The sequence below is a fragment of the Leclercia sp. 29361 genome (assembly GCF_011290365.1).
GTDB lineage: Bacteria > Pseudomonadota > Gammaproteobacteria > Enterobacterales > Enterobacteriaceae > Enterobacter > Enterobacter tamurae.
This window is the reverse complement of sequence record NZ_CP049786.1, coordinates 3706968-3727033: the sequence shown is the minus strand read 5'-3', so window position 1 is coordinate 3727033 and position 20066 is coordinate 3706968. Positions and strand designations below refer to the sequence as shown.

Sequence of the window (20066 nt, the reverse complement as noted above, 5' to 3'; positions counted from 1 at the left end):
GCGACGTGCGCCCGGGTCTTGTTATTAGCGCTATCCGGTGATGATGTGTTGTTGGTTAACCAGCTCCTCGTAGGTTGTCTGAACGTTATCCAATGTTACCAGTGTAGTATTGGTGTAAATATTTGCTGCACCGTCCCGGTCGACAGAGATCACGGTATTGCCATTGCTGTTGGTAACACTCAGATAGTTGCCCAGCGTGGCGTTGTCCCCGTTCCAGCCCACCAGCAGATCGCTGATATCGATCTTGTCTCCCTGCGCCAGAGAGAAGTTGGTCCAGTGGTCGTTGCCGCCGTTGCCCGCCGTGCCGTTACCCGCCGTACTGTTGAGCACCTCGTAAATCAGCGTGTCGCCATAGGCGCTACCGGTGAAGGTATCGTTATGCTCGGAGCTGGCGAACTGTGGTGCCATGTTGATGGTCAGGGTCGCGGTATCGGTGGTGCCGTTATCGCCGGTCAGTTTGTAGGTGAAGGTCTCCTTGGTGGTCATTGATGCCAGCGAGACGCCGCTGTTCAGGGTGTAGGTATACGCCCCGTCAACGCCGATGGTCAGCACCCCGTAATGCCCCTGAACCGTGGCGGTGGCCGTGGCAGTGGTATACGGGTCCAGGGTGGTGACGGTACCGGTATAGCTGGTGATGCTCAGACGGCTGTCCACCGAATGGAGCTGATCCAGCACGCCGCCCGAATCCGAGCCGTCAAAGATATTGCCGGTGACGGTGTGGCCCGCGGTGGTGAGCTCACTGTTGAGGAACACCGTGGTACCGGTGACGTACGGCGTGATGGAGATCTGGCCCAACCCCAGCGGACCCATTGCCCCGGTAAAGTTAAGGGTGTAGGTCCCGGCGTTCAGATCCAGATCCGGCAGGTTGATGGTGGCCACGCCGCCCAACAGCAGACCGCCATTGAAGGAACCGCTTCGGGTCACTCCTGCCCCGGTGATGGTCCAGTTCACGTTCAGGCCGCCCAGCGACAACAGTGAGGCGACGTTGAAGTGCAGCACCACGTCATGCAGGGCGGTGTTGGCCGCCACCACAAATGTTCCGCTACCCCGGCCCGAGGTAGAGGCGAGCAGGGCGGCGTTCCAGGTCGCGTTACCCACCGTATCATCGCGATAGGCTGCAACCTGCGAGGTGGTGTCGAAGACCAGCGCATCGCTGACGTCGTTGACCGCATCCAGCGCCACTGGCGTTGGGGTGATGTTCAGCGAGGCGGTGTCCTTATCGCCATTCGGTGCCGTCACGGTATAGACGAAGGTATCCGGCGTGCTGATCAGGTCCGCCCCGACCCCGTTCCGCAGGGTATAGGTGTATTTCCCCTGGGCGTCGATATCCAGAGTGCCGTACTGCCCCTCAATGCGGGTGGTGCCCGTGGCGTTCACGTCGACACCGTTCACCTGAGTAACGACGGTGCCGGCAGGCACGATGTCACTCTGCAGCACGTCGCCGGTGGTGGCGGCAGTGGTGCTGGTGACGGCGTAGACATGATCCTCCAGAATGTTGATCTGGTAGCCGGTCAGCACCGTGATCCCCGCCGCGGTGTTCATCAGGAAGAGATACTCACCGGCCGGCAGGGTCAGCGTCAGCGGTGCCGAGGTGCCCCCCAGCAGCGGCGCGCGCAGCCAGCCCGCCTCGGTGCGCATCCGCTCATAGCTCTGAGTCGCCGGGTTGAACTTGTAGATATAGAGGTCAAACACCGACGCCAGGGCTACCCCGCCGACAGAACCCTGAATGGTCATGGTGCGGGTGGTGCCTTCCTGGACGCTGTACTTCATGGTCTCGCTGCGATCGTCCAGCAGGTTGAGGTTCAGCACAGTACCCAGATTGACACCTACCACGGTAAAGCCGCTCTGGCTCGATGGACCATAGTCGATGGACTGTACCTGGGTGTTGAAGGTCAGCGAGGCGGTATCGTCCACCGCCGTCACGCTGTTGCGCACCGTGTTTTCACCCAGGGTGATCACCAGGCGGGCATCGTCCGTCGCTCCTTTCCCGGTGATGTTATAGGTGAAGGTGTCGGTCCGGCCCAGCACCGAGGTGCTGGTGTTGGTCAGGGTGTAGGTGTAGCTCCCGTCAGCGTGCAGGGTCAGGGTGCCGTACAGCCCGTTGATGGTAGTGCCCGCCGCGCCCGCCGCCACGTTGACGGTGACGCCGTTGGCGTTGGTGACGCTGGTGACCACCGTGCCGTTCGGGGCGCTGTCGCTGCCGCTCACCGGATCGGTGTCGGTGATGACGTTGCCGTTTTTCACCAGCGCGCCGGTCAGGGTGCCCGCGGTGGTTTGCGTGACGTCCACATCCAGGCTGGTGTAGGACCCGGTTGCCAGCAGGTTGGAGTTATAGCTCAGGACGCGATACTGCCCGCCCGGCAGGCCGGTCAGGTTGAGGGTCACGCCGCTGGACCCGAGGGTCAGCAGGTTAGCGAACTGCGGCAGACCGGTATCCACTTCCGTGGTCCAGGTGGTGCCGTTCCAGCGTTGAACAATCACCTCCAGGGTGTTGAGCAGGGAGAGCACGATGCCGCTGGCGCTGGCGTTGATCTCCATGTTCGCGCTACCGCCGGTTGGTACGGAGAAGGTCACCTGGGCGGAGTTTTCCCCCAGCAGGGAAAGCACGTTGCCGACACCGCCCACCAGCTGGAGGCCATAGTCACTGTACTGGGCAGTGCTGACGGTGGCGGTGGTGGTCAGGTCCAGCCCCACCACGTTGTCACTGGCGGACAGCGGCAGGTTCGGCGCAATTACCGTCCCGGTGACGGAGGTATTACCCGCCGCATCGGTAGCCGAGAGGGTGATCCGCTCCCCTTCGGACTGCTTGTCGAGGAAGGTGTAGCTCCAGGCTCCCTGGGCGTTGGCGGTGGTGGTCACCACGCTGTTATCGCTCAGCAGCAGGGTGATGGTGCTGCCCGCTTCGGCAGTACCGCTCAGGACGCTGCCGTCGGCGTTGAAGGTACCCTGCGGCGTGCCCGGGGCGACGGTATCCACGATAACCGTGCTCAGCGGTGTGGACGGGCTGGTGCCGACTGCATTGCCCGCGGTGGCGGTAAAGGCGTGGGAGCCGTTACCCAGCGGCACGGTTGGGGTATAAGTCCAGACCCCCGCGCTGTTGGTGGTCACCGTGGCTAACAGCACGTTGTTGTCATACAGGGTGATAGTGGAGAGCGGTTGCGCGGTCCCGGTCAGAGTCGGGGTGGTGTCGTCCGTGCTCTGGCCGCTCAGCAGGTTGCCGATGATGCTGCCCACGTTGTCGTTGACGCTGGTGATGACCGGTGGGTTCGGCACCAGCGAGTACGGCATCCGCAGATCTACCGTCAGCCCGGCGTTACCGGCCCGGTCGGTGGCAAAGACGTGCAGCAGCTCGGCGTTAACCTGCGGCGTGGAGAGCGTGACGCTGAACCTGCCGCTGGCATCAGCCACGCCGGTCCCCAGTACCGTCACGTTGTCGGTACCGAGAATGGTCACGGTGCTGCCCGCCTCGGCGGTGCCGGTGACCTGGCCCCCGCTGTTAAGCACGGTGAAGCCACCCGGTGCGCCTGGCGCAACGGTGTCAACGGTGATGGAGGTGACTGGTGACGCCGCGCTGAGGTTGCCTGCCGCATCGGTCGCGGTGGCGGTGAAGTTATGCACTCCGTCGGTGAGGGTGGTGGTGGTCTGCGGCAGGGTCCACTGACCCTGGGCGTTGGCCGTCACCTGGCCCACCAGCGTGGTGCCGTCGTAGATCCGCACCACGGCGTTGGCTTCGGCGGTACCGTTGAGCGTCAGGCGGGTGTCGTTAGTTGGATTGCCGTTGAGTACCGGACCCTGGATCGTGCCGACGTCATCCACTACCGAGGTGATGACTGGCGCGCCCGGGGCGGTGGCATCGAGGTTAAGGTTAAAGCCCGCGGTCGGCAGACTGACGTTGCCCACCGCATCGGTGGCGGTCACCGTCAGGACGCGCTGGCCGTCGGGCAGCGGCGTAGCTGGGGTAAAGCTCCAGGCGCTGTTGGCGTCGGCCACCACGGTGCCCAGCAGCAGGTCGCCGTCATAGATACTCACCGTTGAGCCCGCTTCTGCCGTGCCGTTGAGGGTCGGTCTGGCGTCGTTGGTCAGCTGGCCGCTGGTGAGCGACACCACCGTGCCGACATCATCCACCACCGAGACCAGCACCGGCACCGCTGGCGGCAGGGTATCCACCGTCAGGCTGAAGGTGGCGGAGGCATCGCTGACGTTGCCTGCCGCATCCGTCGCCACCGCCGTGAAGTTGTGCTGGGCGTTGGTGAGCGGCGTGGTCAGGGCGATGGTCCAGTTGCCACTGCCATCGGCGATGGCGGTGCCCAGCAGGGTCTGACCTTCAAACAGCTGTACCCGGGCGTTCGGTTCGCTGGTGCCGGTAAGCACCGGCAGGGTGTCGTCGGTGCGCTGGCCGCTGGTCAGGGCGCCGGTGATGGTGCCAGCGTCGTCCTGGGCAAGAGTGATGACCGGCGCGATCGGTTTGATCGCATCGACAATCACCGTGAAGCCCGCCGAGAGTTCACTGAGGTTGCCTGCCGCATCGACGGCGCTGGCGGTGAAGGTGTGGCTCCCGTTGCCCAGTTCGGTCCCCGGCGTGAAGGTCCAGTCGCCTGCGGCGGTGGCCTGCACGGTGCCGAGGGCGACGCCGTTGTCATAGACGGTGACCGTGGCGTTCGCCGCGGCTCTGCCCGACAGGGTCGGCGTGGTGTCGTCGGTAACCTGGCCGGAGACGGTGAGCGGCGTCTGGATGGTGCCCACGTTATCGGCGGCCGCGACGATGGTCGGTGCCGCCGGCGCCAGGGTATCCACCGTCAGGGTAAAGGCTCCGCTGACCGGACCGGTATTCCCGGCAAGGTCGGTGGCGGTCAGGGTTACGCTGTGCAGCCCATCCTCAAGGAGGGTGTCAGGCGTAAAGGTCCAGCTGCCCGAGGCGTTAACCACCGCGGAGCCGATCTCCTGCCCGTCGACCAGAATGCGCACCGTGGAGCCCGCTTCGCCGGTGCCGTTAAAGGTTGGGCGGGCATCGTTGGTGAGGCCGCCGTTGGTGATCGGCCCGGTAATGGTCCCGACATCATCCACTACGCTACCCAGAACCGGCGCCACTGGGGCGACGGTATCAACGCTCAGCGAGAAGGCTGGCGAGGTGCCGGAGACGTTACCTGCCGCATCGGTGGCGCTGACGCGCAACTCATGCGGCCCCTGGGCCAGATCGCTGGTCGGGGTAAAGGTCCAGCCACCGTCGGCGTTCACCACCGTGGTGCCGATCTCGACCCCGTTATCCAGGATGCGGATAGTGGTGCCCGCCACGCCGGTGCCGGTCAGTTCCGGACGGGCATCGTTGGTGAGCTGGCCGCTGACCAGCGGGCCGGTATTACCCGCCACGTCGTCGTTGACGCTGACCAGCACCGGGGTGGCCGGTGGGGTCATGTCGACGGTCAGGGTGTAAGCCCCGGATGCCTCGCTGACGTTGCCTGCGGTGTCGGTGGCGATGGCGGTAAAGCTGTGCAGGCCTTCGGCCAGCACCACCGTTGGGGTGAAGCTCCAGATCCCGCTGGCGTTAGCCAGCACGGTGCCGAGCAGTCTGCCGCCTTCATAGATAGACACGCTGCTGCCCGCTTCCGCGCTGCCGGACAGGGTCGGGGTGTTGTCGTTGGTGAAGCCGCCGCTCGCCACGTTGCCGGTGACCGGCCCCACGTCATCGTTAGCCCCGGTGATGACCGGTGCCGCCGTTACGGTATCCACTACCAGTGAGAACGGTGCAGAAGGCTGGCTCTGGTTACCCGCCGGGTCGGTCGCGGTGATGAGCAGGGTATAGGTGCCATCGTCCAGCGCTGCTGGCAGGGTAAAGCTCCATGCCCCAGTGGCGCTCACGGGTACGGTGCCAAGGACAGCGTCACCGGAGTAGATGGTGATCACGTCGCCCGGCGTCGCGGTGCCGTTCAGGGTTGGCTGGTTGTCGTCGGTCGGCGTGCCGCTGACCACTGACCCGGTCACGGTGCCGACGTTATCCACGAGGGTGCCGAGGGTCGGCGCCGCAGGCGGGGTGAGGTCGATATTGACCGTCGCCCCTGGCGACTGGCCGCTGGTTTCTGCGCCCACGGTAGCGGTGACGCTGAAGCTGTGATTGCCTTCAGCAAGGGCCGTTGCAATCGGGAACGACCAGGCCCCGGTGGTGGCGTCGGCAGTCACGGTACCCAACGGCGTGGTGCTGTCGTCAAGATAGACTGTGACCAGGCTGCCCGGGATCGCTGTCCCGGTCAGGGTTGGGGTGGCGTCGTTGGAGCTGCCGCCTTTAACGTTAACGCCGCCGCCGGTGCCGTTGTCATCCACAATGGCGTCGATAACCGGCACGTCCGGCAGGGCTGGCGTAGCCGGAACGTCATAGGATCCTGGCAGGCTGGTGTTGCCCGCCACGTCGCTGGCAGTCAGGCTCAGGGTAACCGCATCGCTTTGCGGCGGGGTCAGGGCCACCGAGAACTGGCCCTGGGCGTTGGTCACGCCGGTGCCCAGCACCACGTTGCCCGGGCCAGTTACCGTAATGACGGAGCCCGCTTCGGCGGTGCCGGTCAGCGGCGTACCGCCGGAGACGATGCCGGTCACCACAGGCGCACCCGGCGCCTGGGTGTCGACGATCAGGCTAACCGGCGTGCTTTGACTGGTGTTGCCCGCCGCATCGCTCGCCACCACGGTGAAGGTATGCGAGGCATCGGACAGCGGCGTACCGGCCGGGATCGGCAGCGCCCACTGCCCCTCGGCGCTGACCTGCACCTCGACCACCGGATTACCGTCGACCAGGACGGTGATGGTGCTCAGCGGTTCGCCGGTACCGGTCAGGGTCGGCGTGCTGCTGTTGGCGTAAAGCGCACCGTTGGCGAGGGTGCTGTCGGTGATCTCCAGCAGTTGTGGGATCGCCGGTGGCACGGTGTCAATGGTGTAGACAAAGTCACTGCCCGCCTCGCTGACGTTCCCGGCGGCATCCAGCGCCGCCACGGTCAGGGTAGTAGGGCCATCGTTCAGCGCTGGGGTGGTGATGGTCCAGCTACCGTTGGTGACCAGGCCGCGACCCACTTCGATGCCGTTGCTGTAGAGAATGACGGTGGTGCCGCTCTCTCCGCTGCCGGTGACGGTTGGGGTGTTATCGTTGCTGCTGCCGCCCGCCGCAACGTTGCCGGTGACCGGTCCGGCGTTATCCGCCACGCTGGTGATCACCGGAATATCAGGCACGCTGCTGTCGACGGTCACCGTCATGCTGCCTGAGATCGGCGAGACGTTGCCCGCCTCGTCGGTGGCGGTGAGGGTAAAGCTGTGTGATCCCTCGGCCAGCGGCTGGTCCGGACGCCATGTCCAGTTGCCGTTGATGTCGACCACCACTTCGCCCACCGGCACGTTACCTGTCGTGGTCTGGTCATAGATGGTGATGGTGTCATCCGGCGTGCCGGTGCCGCTCAACACCGGACGGGTATCGTTGGTGGCGCCGTTGTTGCTCACCGGGCCGGTGATGTCGCTGACGTTATCCGTGACGACTGGCAGCCCCGGCGCGTCCGGCGCATCGGTATCGATGGTGATAGTCACCGGATTCGACGGCGCACTCTCGTTACCCGCGCCGTCGCTGTTGGTCACGGTCAGGCTCAGATCGTAGGTGCCATTCGGCAGGCCCGCTGGCGGGGTCCAGGTCCAGGTCCCGTCTGGCTGCACGGTGGCTTCCCCGATCGGGGTGGTGCCGTTGTAGATGGTGACGATATCGCCCTCATTCCCGGTGCCGCTCAGGGTTGGGGTGGTATCGCGGGTGCTGCCGCCGCCGGAAATAGCCGTCTCGCCACTGCCGTCAGGGTTGACGGTGATGTCCGGGATGTCCGGCGTGGCAGGCGGCACGTTATCCACCACCAGGTTAAAGGTGCCGGAGGTGGCGGTGTTGCCCGCCGCATCGCTGACCGTGGCGGTCAGGGCGTGGGTGCCGTTACCCAGCGGCACGGTCAGCTGGATGCTCCATGCCCCCGTTGCGCTGGTTGTGGCGGTGCCGAGCAGGGTGGTGCCGTCATAGAGGCTAATCTGCGCGTTTGCCGGGCCGGTCCCGCGGATCAGCGGCAGGGTTTCATCGGTCGGCTGGTCGCTGACCACGTCGCCAGTGACGCTTCCGCTGGTGTCCACCGCTACGGTGATGACCGGGGCGACTGGCGGGACGGTATCGATAGTGAGGTTAAAGGCCGGGGAAGGCTCGCCTGTGTTACCGGCGGCATCCGTCGCCACCACGGTGATCGCGTGCGGCCCCTCGGCGAGGGCATCCTCAGGGGTGAAGGTCCATACCCCTCCTGCGCTCACCAGGGTGGTACCGACCTCAACGCCATCCACCCGAATGCTGATGGTGGTCCCGGCTTCCCCGGTGCCGTTCAGGGTCGGAAGGGTGTCGTTAGTGGCACCGTTGTCAGCAATGGCCACCGGGCTGCCGGAGAGATCGTTCACCACGGAGGTGATCGCTGGCGCGTCCGGGGCGGTGGCATCCACCACGATGCTCCAGCTGTTGGAGGCGGCGCTGTTGTTCCCCACGGCGTCGACGGATTGCGCCGTCAGGACGTGGCCGCCGTCAGGCAGGGCGGTGGTGAGCTGGATCTCCCAGGTGCCCTCCGCGCTGGCCTGCGTGGTGCCGATCAGCACCGTGCCGCTGTAGATCTGGATAGTGGTGTTGGCCGGACCGGTGCCGCGGATCAGCGGCGTGGCATCATTGGTGGTCTGCCCGTCGGTGACGGTGCCGGTGACAGCGGTCACGTTGTCCACCACGTCAGTAATCACCGGGATGGCCGGTGGGGTGGTATCCGGGGCGGCGATCTGGCCTTCCGCGCCGGTGTTTCCGGCGATGTCAGTGGCGGTGACCGTCAGCAGTTCACCGTTCAGTTTCGGCGTGGTGAGAGTGACGGAGAAGCTGCCGCTGTCGTCAACCACGCCGGTACCGATCACTGCGTTTCCATCGCGTACGGTGATGGTGCTGCCCGCTTCACCACGGCCGGTAAGGGTAGTGCCGTTATTGAGGACGGTGAAGCTGTCCGGTGCCCCCGGGGCAAGGGTGTCGATGATAATCGAGGCCACCGGCGAGGCCGCGCTGAGGTTGCCTGCCTCATCAATGGCGACGGCGGTGAAGTTATGGTTGCCGTCCTCAAGGGCGACGAGGGTCTGATCCAGCGTCCACTGGCCTTCGGCGTTAGCGGTGGTCTCGCCCACCAGGGTCTCGCCGTCGTAAATGCGCACGATGGCATTGGCTTCGGCGGTGCCGTTGAGGGTCGGACGGGTGTCGTTGGTCGGGCTGCCGTTGAGAACCGGACCCTGCACCGAACCGGTGTTATCCACCACCGAGGTGATGGCCGGTGCGATCGGGGCGGTGGCATCGACGTTAACGATAAACCCGGTGGTCGGCGGGCTGACGTTGCCTGCCGCATCGGTGGTGGTCACCGTCAGGGTGTGTTCCCCGTCAGCCAGCGGGCTGAGCGGGGTGAAGCTCCAGGCGTTGTTCTCCCCAACGAGGGCGCTGCCCAGCAGGGTCGTGCCGTCGTAAACGTTCACCGTAGTGCCCGCTTCCGCCGTGCCGCTGAGGGTTGGTCTGGCGTCGTTGGTCAGTTGGCCATTAGTGAGGGTTACCTCGGTGCCGACATCATCGACCACCGAAACCAGCACCGGCGCGACCGGAACCTGCGTATCCACCGTCAGGGTGAAGATGGCGGACGGATCGCTGGCATTGCCTGCTGCGTCGATCGCCACCGCGGTGAAGTTGTGCAGGGCATCGCTGAGCGGGGTGTTGACCTCGATTGACCAGTTGCCGTCGGCATTCGCGATACCTTCGCCCACCAGTACGTCATCGGCAAAAATCTGTATCCGGGCGTTCGGTTCGCTGGTGCCGGTGAGCACCGGCTGGTCGTCGTTGGTGGTGCGGCCGCTGGTGAGCGAGCCGGTCACCGGGTCGATGTTGTCAATCGCCAGGGTAATCGTCGGCGGGGCAGGAGGCAGGGTATCGACAATCAGCGTGAAGCCCGGGGAGGTCTCGCTGAGGTTGCCCGCTTCATCACGGGCATTGGTGGTGAAGGTATGGCTGCCGCTGGTCAGGGCCGTGGCCGGGGTCCAGCTCCAGTCGCCGGTTTCGTTGGCCTGCACGGTGGCGACGAGGGCACCGTTGTCGTAAATCGCCACGCTGGAATTGGCTTCAGCCTGGCCGGTCAGGGTCGGCGTCGTGTCGTCGGTGGTCTGGCCGGAGGTGGTGATTGGCGTCTGAATGGTGCCCACGTTATCGCTGATGGCGGTAAGCGTCGGCGCCGTTGGGGCCAGGGTATCCACCGTCAGGGTAAAGGGATCGCTGGCAGGGCTGGTGTTTCCGGCGGCGTCGGTGGCGGTAAAGCGGATGCTGCGGGTGCCTTCTGCCAGCGCCGTTTCCGGAGTGAAGGTCCAGCTGCCCGAGGCGTTAACCACCGCGGTGCCGATCTCCAGCTCGTCAACAATGATGCGGATGGTGGCCCCCACTTCGCCGCTGCCGGTGAAGGTTGGGCGCGCGTCGTTGGTGACATCACCGCTGTCCAGCGTGCCGGTCACGGTGCCGACATCATCCACCACGGTGTTGAGGACCGGTGCCAGTGGGGCGGCGATATCGATATTGATGTTGAAGATCGGCGAGGTACCGGAGACGTTGCCCGCGGCATCGGTGGCGTTGACGCGCAGATCGTGAGGTCCGGCGGCCAGATCGCTGGTCGGAGTAAAGCTCCAGCTGCCGCTGGCGCTGACCAGCGCGGTGCCGATCTCGATCCCGTTATCCAGAATGTGGACAGTGCTGCCCGCCACGCCGGTGCCGGTCAGTTCCGGACGCACATCGTTGGTGATCTGCCCATTGGTCAGCAGACCGGTATTGCCCGGCACGTCATCGTTGATGCTGACAATCACCGGGGTAGCCGGTGGGGTCATGTCCACCACCAGGGTGTATGCCTCCGAGAATGGGCTAACGTTGCCCGCGCTGTCGGTGGCGACCACGGTAAAGACGTGCTGACCTTCCGCCAGCACGGTAGTCGGGGTGAAGCTCCAGGCGCCGGTAGGGCTGGCGGTGACGGTGCCAATCAGGTTGATGCCGTCGTAGATGGCGACGCTGCTGCCGGCTTCCGCGGTGCCCGTCAGGGTTGGGGTGTTGTCATTGGTGCTGCCGTTGTTGGCGACGTTGCCGGTGACCGGCCCGACGTCATCGTTGGCCCCGGTGATGATCGCTTCGCCCGCGGTGGTATCCACCACCAGGGAGAACGGTTCAGAGCGTGAGCTTTCGTTCCCGGCCGGATCGGTGGCGCTGAGGGTCAGGGCGTAGGTGCCATCATCCAGCGGTTCGGTCAGGGTGATGCTCCAGGCCCCGGTGTTGCCCACCGTGGCGGTGCCGATCAGGGTATCGTCCGCGTAAAGGCGGATTACATCCCCCGGGGTTGCCGTACCGGTGAAGGTCGGCAGGTCATCGTTGGTTGGTCTGCCGCTGACCACTGTCCCGGTCAGCGGACCGACGTCGTCCACCACGGAACCAAACGCCGGAGCGTCCGGGGCGGTGAGATCGATATTGACCGTTGCCGCTGGCGACAGGCCGCTGGTCTGGCCGTCAACGGTGGCGGTCACGCTGAAGCTATGGTTGCCTTCGGCCAGTTCAGCAACCGGGAACGTCCAGGCACCGGTCGTGGCGTCAGCGGTAACGGTGCCCAGCGCCGTGGTGCTGCCGTCCAGGTAAATCGTCACCAGGCTGCCCGGGATCGCCGTACCGGTGAGGGTAGGGGTGGTGTCGTTGGAGCTGCCGCCTTTGACGTTAACGTTGCCGTCTGTACCGTTGTCATCAAGGATGGCGACGATGGTCGGTACGGCTGGCAGCTCTGGTGTGGCCTGGACGTTATAGGTCGTCGGGCCGCTACCGTTGCCCGCCGGATCGCTGGCGGTCAGGCTGAGAAGCACCGCATCGCTTTGCGGTGGGGTCAGGGCGACAGAGAACTGCCCCTCGGCGTTGGTCACGCCGGTACCCAGCACCACGTTGCCCGGGCCGGTGACCGTAATGGTGGAGCCCGGTTCGGCGGTACCGTTCAGCGGGGTGCCGCCGGAGACGATCCCGGTGACCACTGGACTATCCGGTGCGTCAGTATCCACTACCAGGGTGACCGGGCTGCTTTGGCTGGTGTTGCCTGCCGCGTCGGTCGCCACCACGGTGATGGTGTGGGTGTCATCCGGCAGTTCGCTGCCGACCGGCAGCGGGAAGGTCCACTCTCCCTGCTCGTTGACCTGCACCTCGCCCACCGGATTACCGTCGATCAGGACGGTGAGGGTGCTCAGCGGTTCGCCGGTGCCTTTCAGGGTCGGGATGTCGCTCTTCACGTACAGCGTGCCGTTGGCCAGGGTGCTGTCAGAGATCTCCAGCAGCTGCGGGTTGCCCGGCGGCACGGTGTCGATGGTGAAGGCAAAGTCGCTGCCGGTGCCGCTGACGTTCCCGGCGGCATCCACCGCCGCCACGGTGAGGGTGGTCGGGCCGTCATTCAGCGCTGGCGTGGTGATAGACCAGCTGCCGTTGGTGACCAGCCCGCGGCCCACTTCAACCCCGTTGCTGTAGAGGATCACCGTGGTGCCGTTTTCGCCGGTCCCGGTGACGGTCGGAGTGTTGTCGTTGGTGCTGCCGCCCGCGGCAGGATTGTCATTCACGCTGGCGATGGTTGGGATCGCAGGCACGAGGGTGTCGACGGTCACGGTGATGGCATCTGATACCACCGAGGCATTGCCCGCCGCATCGGTAGCGACAACGGTAAAGCTGTGTGACCCCTCGGACAGCGGCTCCTCGGCACGCCAGGTCCAGTTGCCGTTGATGTCGACCACCACTTCGCCCACCAGCACGTTACCTGCCGTGGTCTGGTCGTAAATGCTGATCACGTCATCCGGTGTGCCGGTACCGCTCAGCACCGGACGGGTGTCGTTGGTCGCGCCGTTGTTGCCCACCGGCCCGGTAATTTCGCTCACGTTATCGGTGACGACCGGCGCATCAGGTTGATCCGGCGCGTCGGTATCAATGGTGATGGACACCGGCTGCGACGGGGCGCTCTCGTTGCCCGCGCCGTCTTTGTTGGTCACGGTCAGGCTGAGATCGTAGGTGCCGTTCGGCAGCCCTGCTGGCGGGGTCCAGGTCCAGTTGCCGCCCGGTGGGATTGTGGTTTCCCCGATTTTAGTGGTGCCGTCGTAGATGGAGACGATATCGCCTTCCGTCCCGGTGCCGCTCAGGGTCGGGGTAGTGTCGCGGGTGCTGCCGCCGGAGGTGAGGGGCTCTTCACCGCTTCCGTCAGGGTTGACGGTGATCGCCGGTACTTCCGGGGTGCCCGGGGCCAGGGTATCCACCACCAGGTTAAAGCTGCCGGAGGTGGAGATGTTACCCACCGCATCGCTGACCGACGCGGTCAGAACGTGGGTGCCATTAACCAGCGGCGTGGCGAGCCGCAGGCTCCAGGTGCCATCCGCATTGCTGGTAGTGGTGCCGAGCAGGGTGGTGCCTTCGTAGATGCTGATCTGCGAATTCGCCGGACCAGTCCCCTCGATCACCGGACGGGTTTCGTCGGTCGGGACGTTGTTGCTGATATCGCCCTGCACGCTGCCGGTGTTATCCACCACCCGGGTGATCGCCGGGATCTCAGGGGCGACGGTATCGATGGTCAGGGTAAAGGTCCCGGAGGCAGGGCTGCTGTTACCGGCGGCATCTGTCGCCACCGTGGTGATCTCATGCAGACCATCCAGAAGCGCCGTGGCCGGGGTGAAGCTCCACTCCCCGCCGTCGCCCACCTGCGCCGTGCCGACCTCCACGCCATCTACCCGAATGCTGATGGTCGAACCCGCTTCGCCGGTGCCGTACAGGGTCGGACGGTTGTCGTTGGTGGTGCCGTTGTTGCTGATGGCCACCGCGGTCTCAGGCAGATCGTTGATTACCTGGGAAATGGCCGGGGTGGCCGGTGGGGTGGCATCGATGATGATAGTCCAGCTGTTGGACAAGCCGCCAGTGTTGCCATTAGCGTCAACGGCTTGCGCCGTCAGCACATAGCCGCCGTCGTCGTTCAGCTCCAGCTCGCTGGACCAGTTGCCGTCGGCATCCACTTCGGCAGAACCCACCAGGAGCGCGCCGTTGTAGATATTAATGGTGGCGCCAGGTTCGCCGGTACCGGTGACTACCGGACGGGTGTCATTGGTGATCTGCCCATTAAGGACCACGCCTGTAATGCCCTCCACGTCATCCACCACGCTGGTGATGACCGGGGCCTGCGGTGGGGTGATGTCCGGGGCGGTAATGGCCCCTTCCGGCCCGGTGTTACCCGCCGGATCGGTGGCGGTGACCGCCAGGTCTTCCCCGTTCAGGCGTGGGGTGGTGAGGATAATCTCGAAGCTGCCGTCCGGACCGGCGGTCCCTCTGCCGATGATGTCGTCGCCATCACGAATGGTGACGGTGCTGCCCGCTTCGGCGTTACCGGTGACGATGCTGCCTTCAGGGTTGATCGCAAGGTTGGTCGGGGCGTCAGGCGGGGTGACATCGCCAACCACGGTGCTCACTGGCGGGCTCTGGTTTCCGGCAGCATCGGAGGCCACCACGTTGATGGTATCCCCTTCGGTTTGTGCCTCGGTGAGGGGAACGCTGTAGTCGCCGTTGGCATCGGTCTGGCCCTTGCCAATCACCGTCCCATTCCCGTCGGTGATGGTGATGGTGCTGCCTGGTTCGGCGGTGCCGGTGACCTCAGTGCCGCCAGGGATCAGGCCGATGGTCGGCTGGTCCGGCGGGGTGCGGTCAATGATAAAGTCAAACGGGGCGGAGGGGGCGCTGGTGTTGCCCGCCAGATCGGTCTCCGTCAGGGTAATGCTGTGCGCGCCATCGGCAAGCGGCGTGTCTGGCGTAAAGCTCCATTTGCCGTCCGCGCCAACGGTAGCCTGGCCCACGACCTGGCCGTTGTCATAGAGGGTGATGATGCTGCCCACGTCGCCGGTGCCGTTCAGGGCAGGGCGGTTGGCGTCGGTGGACTGTCCCGCGACCAGTACGCCCTGCACCGTTCCGGTGGTGTCAGTGATCGTCACGCCGGACGGGGCATTTGGGGCGACGGTGTCAACCGTAAGGCTGAAGGCCGGTGAGGCCGGGCCGGTATTGCCCGCGCCATCGGTGGCCCGGGTGGTGATCTGGTGTGCGCCTTCGCCCAGCGCGGTGTCCGGGGTGAAGCTCCAGCTGCCGTCGCTGTTGACCTGTGCGGTGCCGATGGCGTTACCGTTGTCGTAAACCGTGATGGTGCTGCCGGGTTCGCCGCTGCCGCTAAAGGTCGGGCGGGCGTCGTCGGTGATCTGGCCGCTGGTGAGCGATCCGGTCGCGCTGCCAGCATCATCGACAACGGAGTTGATGGTTGGAGCCTGCGGCGGGGTGGTATCCGCGGCGGTCACCGGGGTGCCCGGTCCTGTGTTGCCTGCCCCGTCGGTAGGGGTGACGGTCAGGGTTTCGCCGTTGGTGTAAGGGGTGCCCAGATCGACCGTGAATTCACCGTTGCTGTCGGTCTGACCTCTGCCGACCACATTCCCGTTGGCATCGGTGACGGTGATGATGCTGTTGGCTTCGGCGCTCCCGCTAAGCTGAGTGCCGTCTGGTGAGAATCTGAGGTTGCCGGCCGCGCCGGGAGGCGTGGTGTCGTTCGGGTTGGTGACCGGCGGAGTGGGGTTACTGCCATTGCCGCCGTCGCTGCCACCGCCATTACCATTATCACTGTCACTTCCACCACCGCCACCGCCACCTGCAGCCAGGGCAATGCCCCCTGCCACCGCCACGCCACCCAGGGCCCACGGCCAGATCGCCGCTTCACCTGCCGACGCGGTGGTAGTGCCTGCCAGCAGGGCATCAATGGAGGCAATCGACTGGTAGCTTTCAGCGGCCATTGGATCGGCAATCCACCACAGCGCGCCATTCTCCTCTTCCAGCACCAGCTGGCTGATACCCTGATCGCCGGCGACAAAGAAATTTTTGAGGGTCAGGGTTTCGCCGTCGGCCAGCTTAACAATCAGGTCATTGCCGCTGCGTTCGTAGCCGAGAATGTCGGCCCGTTCGGCGTTGATCTTAACGATGGAGGAGTCATTCAGCGTGACCTGAGTCCCGTCTGTTACCGATTCCACGTGCGTCAGTTTGGAGATGACAGTGATTTTACTCATGTATATTACTCCCGGCAGAGTGCAATGAAATGGCGAGCGGTTTAAGCCATTTCTATTGAGCAGATTGAGCGCCACCCGTAGGGAAACTGTTTATTTGCAACAATGACCCAGGGTAATTATTTAAAAGTTATTAATGGCTGCCGATAAAGCGATGGTGGCAGCGGTATTTTGCCCTTGATATTCAGGGGGGTAAGGCGTATGGGGGTATATTTCTCGGCGGTAAAATCCTTGTCTTTAATATTGGTAACAATTTCGGATTGACTTAATTTGATATAGCCAGAAAGTGCTAAAAGCGCAAATTAAGCACCGGTTAATAAAGGGTTAGCGATATTGAAGGCGTTATTTGTGCGGGTGTTGAGTCATGGAGCCCAGGCGGGCTGCGGGTTGGCGTGGCTGGCGTAGCGCGGGGGAGAGACGCTTATTTTAATGTTAATTTAATTACTTAGGAATAATCTGGATGTGTAAAAGAGGCGAAATTATATTTAAGTGAGGCTGTGTAAATAATTAAGTCAGGGTTAATAAGATAGTGAATATGATATATTTTTAGCTGTTTTTTAATATTGATATATACAAGTTGCATTAATAAAAGGCTCTGCTATTTAGTCCATTGTTTAAGTTAAGGCAACAGCGGTATTTGGTAGAAAAAATAGAATGAGAGTGTGATTACAATAGTAATTGCATTAAGTTTAGGGTTATTAATTCCGGGCAATATAAATATTTTCGCTTTTGTTCGGTTATTTTCGTTTTTGTGGTTTCCAGGGCGAGTAAGATGTTGCATGGTGCGGCCTGAATGCCCGGCGGCGCGAAGCTTGCCGGGCCTACAAGGTCAAAAGCGGGGTTTTGTAGGCCGGGTAAGGCGTAGCCGCCACCCGGCGTTTACCTTCTAACAGGTAATGATGTGGTTCTGGTTTACCAGCTCCTCGTATGTGGTCTGAACCTCCTCCAGCGTCACCAGGGTTGCGGGTGCATAGCGGGTGTCGGCTCCGTCCCGGTCGATACTGATCACGGTGTTGCCATCACTGTTGCTGACCTGGATAAACTCCCCCAGCGTGGCGCGATCGCCGTTCCAGCCGACCAGCAGCTCGCTGATGTCGATTTTGTCCCCCGCCGCCAGCGAGAAGTTGCTGACGTGGTCGCCACCGGTCTCATTGAGCACGTTATAGATCAGCGTTTCGCCGGTGGTGCTGGCGCTCAGGGTGCTGACCACCGGCTCCTCGCTCTGGGCGAATGCCGCGGTTGCAACCGTTGCGGTTGGTGGGTTGGGCGCTGCCGGGTCGACGTTAATCGCCCAGATGTCGGACATCACGCTGTGATTGCCGCGGCGGTCAACGGCATCGGCGGTAAGGGAGTGAGCCCCGTCGGTCAGACTGGCCGGAACCTGGAACGACCAGTTGCCCGCAGAATTGACCTCAGTAAAGCCGATCTGAATATTCTCGCTGTAGACAAATATTTTCGTGCCCAGCTCGCCCGTCCCGGAGATCAGCGGAGTGCGGTCATCGGTTGTCGTCCCCCTCTCGATGGTGCCGAGAAGGCCAGGAACGTCATCCACCACGTTGGTAATGATTGGCGTGGCCGGAGGGGTGGTGTCATCGGCTTCTACCGTACTGGCAGCACTGGTATTTTTCGCCAGATCGGTGGCGGTAAGACTCAGGATCTCACCGTTCAGCCTGGCGGGGATCAGAGTGAAGGAGAAGCTGCCAGATTCGCCAACCTCCACTTCACCGAGCCGGGTGGTGCCTTCCATAATCACCACGGTACTGCCCGCTTCGGCGGTGCCGGTGAGCGTCAGGCCATCCGTAGAGACATCAAGGTCTGCAGGCGGTGGTGGTGGGGTGGAGTCAGCGGCGGTGACCTGACCCGGAGGGCTCTCATTCTGAGTAGTATCGAACGCGAGCACCGTCAGCACTTCACCGTTGAGCTGGTCAGGGGCGATGTTGACGGTGAACTTGCCGTCGAGGCCGACTTCACCGGAGCCGAGCTCTGTTCCCCCGGCGTCACGCACCGAGATACGCGCTCCGGCTTCGGCTTCACCGCTGACGCTGTCACCCGTTGCGGCCACCACGAGGGCGGTCGGTGCTGCCGGTGGGGTGGTGTCCCGGGCAGTCAGGTCCGTAGCTGGCCCTTCGTTCCCCGCCCTGTCGGTGGCTGCTGTGCTCAGCGTCTCGCCGTTGAGCTGCGCCGCGCTCAGCGTCACTGAAAACGCCCCGTTGGCATCCGCTATTGCCGTGCCTAAGATAACGCCCAGATCGTTGCTGACCGTGACCGTCGAGTTGGCTTCCGCCGTGCCGGTAAGGATTGTCCCTTCGGTATTGAGCACCAGGCCGGTCGGGGCAGGCGGTGGCGTACGGTCGATGGTAAATTCAAACGGCGCGGAGACGGCGCTCAGGTTACCCGCCAGATCGGTCTCCGTCAGGGTGATGCTGTGCAGTCCATCCGTCAGGGCCACTGGCGGGGTGTAGCTCCAGGTGCCGTTGTCGTCGACGACCACTTCCGTCACCAGCAGGCCATTGTCATAGATGGCGATAGTGCTGCCCGGATCGCCCAAGCCGCCAAGCTCAGGCTGGTTATCATCGGTAAAGCCACCGTTAGTGAGCAGATCCTGAATAGTGCCCACGTCGTCCGTCACTTCCAGCACCGGGGCATTTGGGGCGAGGGTGTCAATGGTGAGGTTAAACTCCTCCGAGTCCGGGCTGACGTTGCCCGCGGCGTCGGTGGAGGTGGCGGTGAACTGGTGTAAGCCGTCAGCGAGATTTGCGCTGGGGGTGAAGGTCCAGCTGCCGTCGCTGTTCACCACCGTGGTGCCGATGGCCTTACCGTTGTCGTAAAGGGTGACGGTGGTCCCGGCCTCGCCGCTGCCGCTGAAGACCGGGCGGGGATCGTCGGTGGTCTGGTCGCTGTTGAGCGCGCCGGTCAGGCTGCCGATAGCATCGTCCGCGAGAATAATCATCGGCGTTTCCGGCGCGGTGGTATCCGCGGCGGTAATGCTGTTCGACGGGCTGACGTTGCCGGAGCTGTCGTTAGCGACAGCCGTCAGGGTCTCGCCGTTGGTATAGGGGATGCCCAGCTCCACGGTAAAGTCGCCATTGCCGTTGGTTTTCGCCTTGCCCACCACGTTGCCGTCGGCATCGGTGATGGTGACCGTGCTGTTGGCCTCGGCATTGCCGAGCAGCTGAGTACTGTCTGAAGAGAAGCGCAGATTGGTTGGGGCGGCTGGTGGCGTGGTATCGAGCGGTACCGGGCCGGGATCGATACGGTCGCTACCGCCGCCGCCACCGCCGCCGCCACCGCCCGCCGCCAGGGCAATGCCGCCTGCCGCCGCCACGCCACCCAGCACCCACGGCCAGATTGGGGTATCCCCGGATGAATGACTGACGTTGCCCGCAATCAGGGCATCGGTGGAGGGGATCGACTGATAACGTTCCACCGCGAGCGGTTCGTCGATCCACCACAGGGCGCCGTTTTCATCCAGCACCAGCTGGTGGTCGTTGACGAAGTAGTGTTTCAGCGTTACGGTTTCGCCGTTGGTCATCCTGACCAGCAGATCGTCGCTGCTGCGGGAATAGCTGGCGATATCACCCCGGCCGGCCTGAAGCTTCACGACGGAATCCTCGCCCAGTATGATCTGGTTTCCTTCGGCTACCGTTTCCTTATGCGTCAGTCTGGAGATGACAGTGAATTTACTCATGTGTATTACTCCCAACAGAGTGAAAGAAATGCTGTGTGTTTAAATTTATTTGTTATCAGCAGATTTTAAGCGCCCCGAAAGAGGCACTATTTGTCAGAAATAGTGACCTGCTGAAATGTTTTTAAAGCGGCTCATGCCAGGCGTGATGTTTGCCATCCCTGTTATTAATATTACGATCGTCTCATTAATGCTTAAAAATGATATAGCC

At 63.4% G+C, this 20066-nt stretch carries 2 protein-coding genes; both read right to left on the bottom strand.

From position 1 onward, the window contains the following. Nucleotides 1-30 precede the first annotated feature (30 nt). Nucleotides 31-16173 carry a BapA/Bap/LapF family large adhesin gene (locus G7090_RS17755; protein ID WP_166183489.1) on the bottom strand — a complete coding sequence of 5381 codons (16143 nt, stop codon included), beginning with the start codon at nucleotides 16171-16173 and terminating at the stop codon, nucleotides 31-33. Between the two features lie 883 nt (nucleotides 16174-17056). Then, complete coding sequence (locus G7090_RS17750) at nucleotides 17057-19858, bottom strand: Ig-like domain-containing protein (RefSeq protein WP_166183487.1); 2802 nt, start codon at nucleotides 19856-19858, stop codon at nucleotides 17057-17059. Nucleotides 19859-20066: the final 208 nt, after the last annotated feature.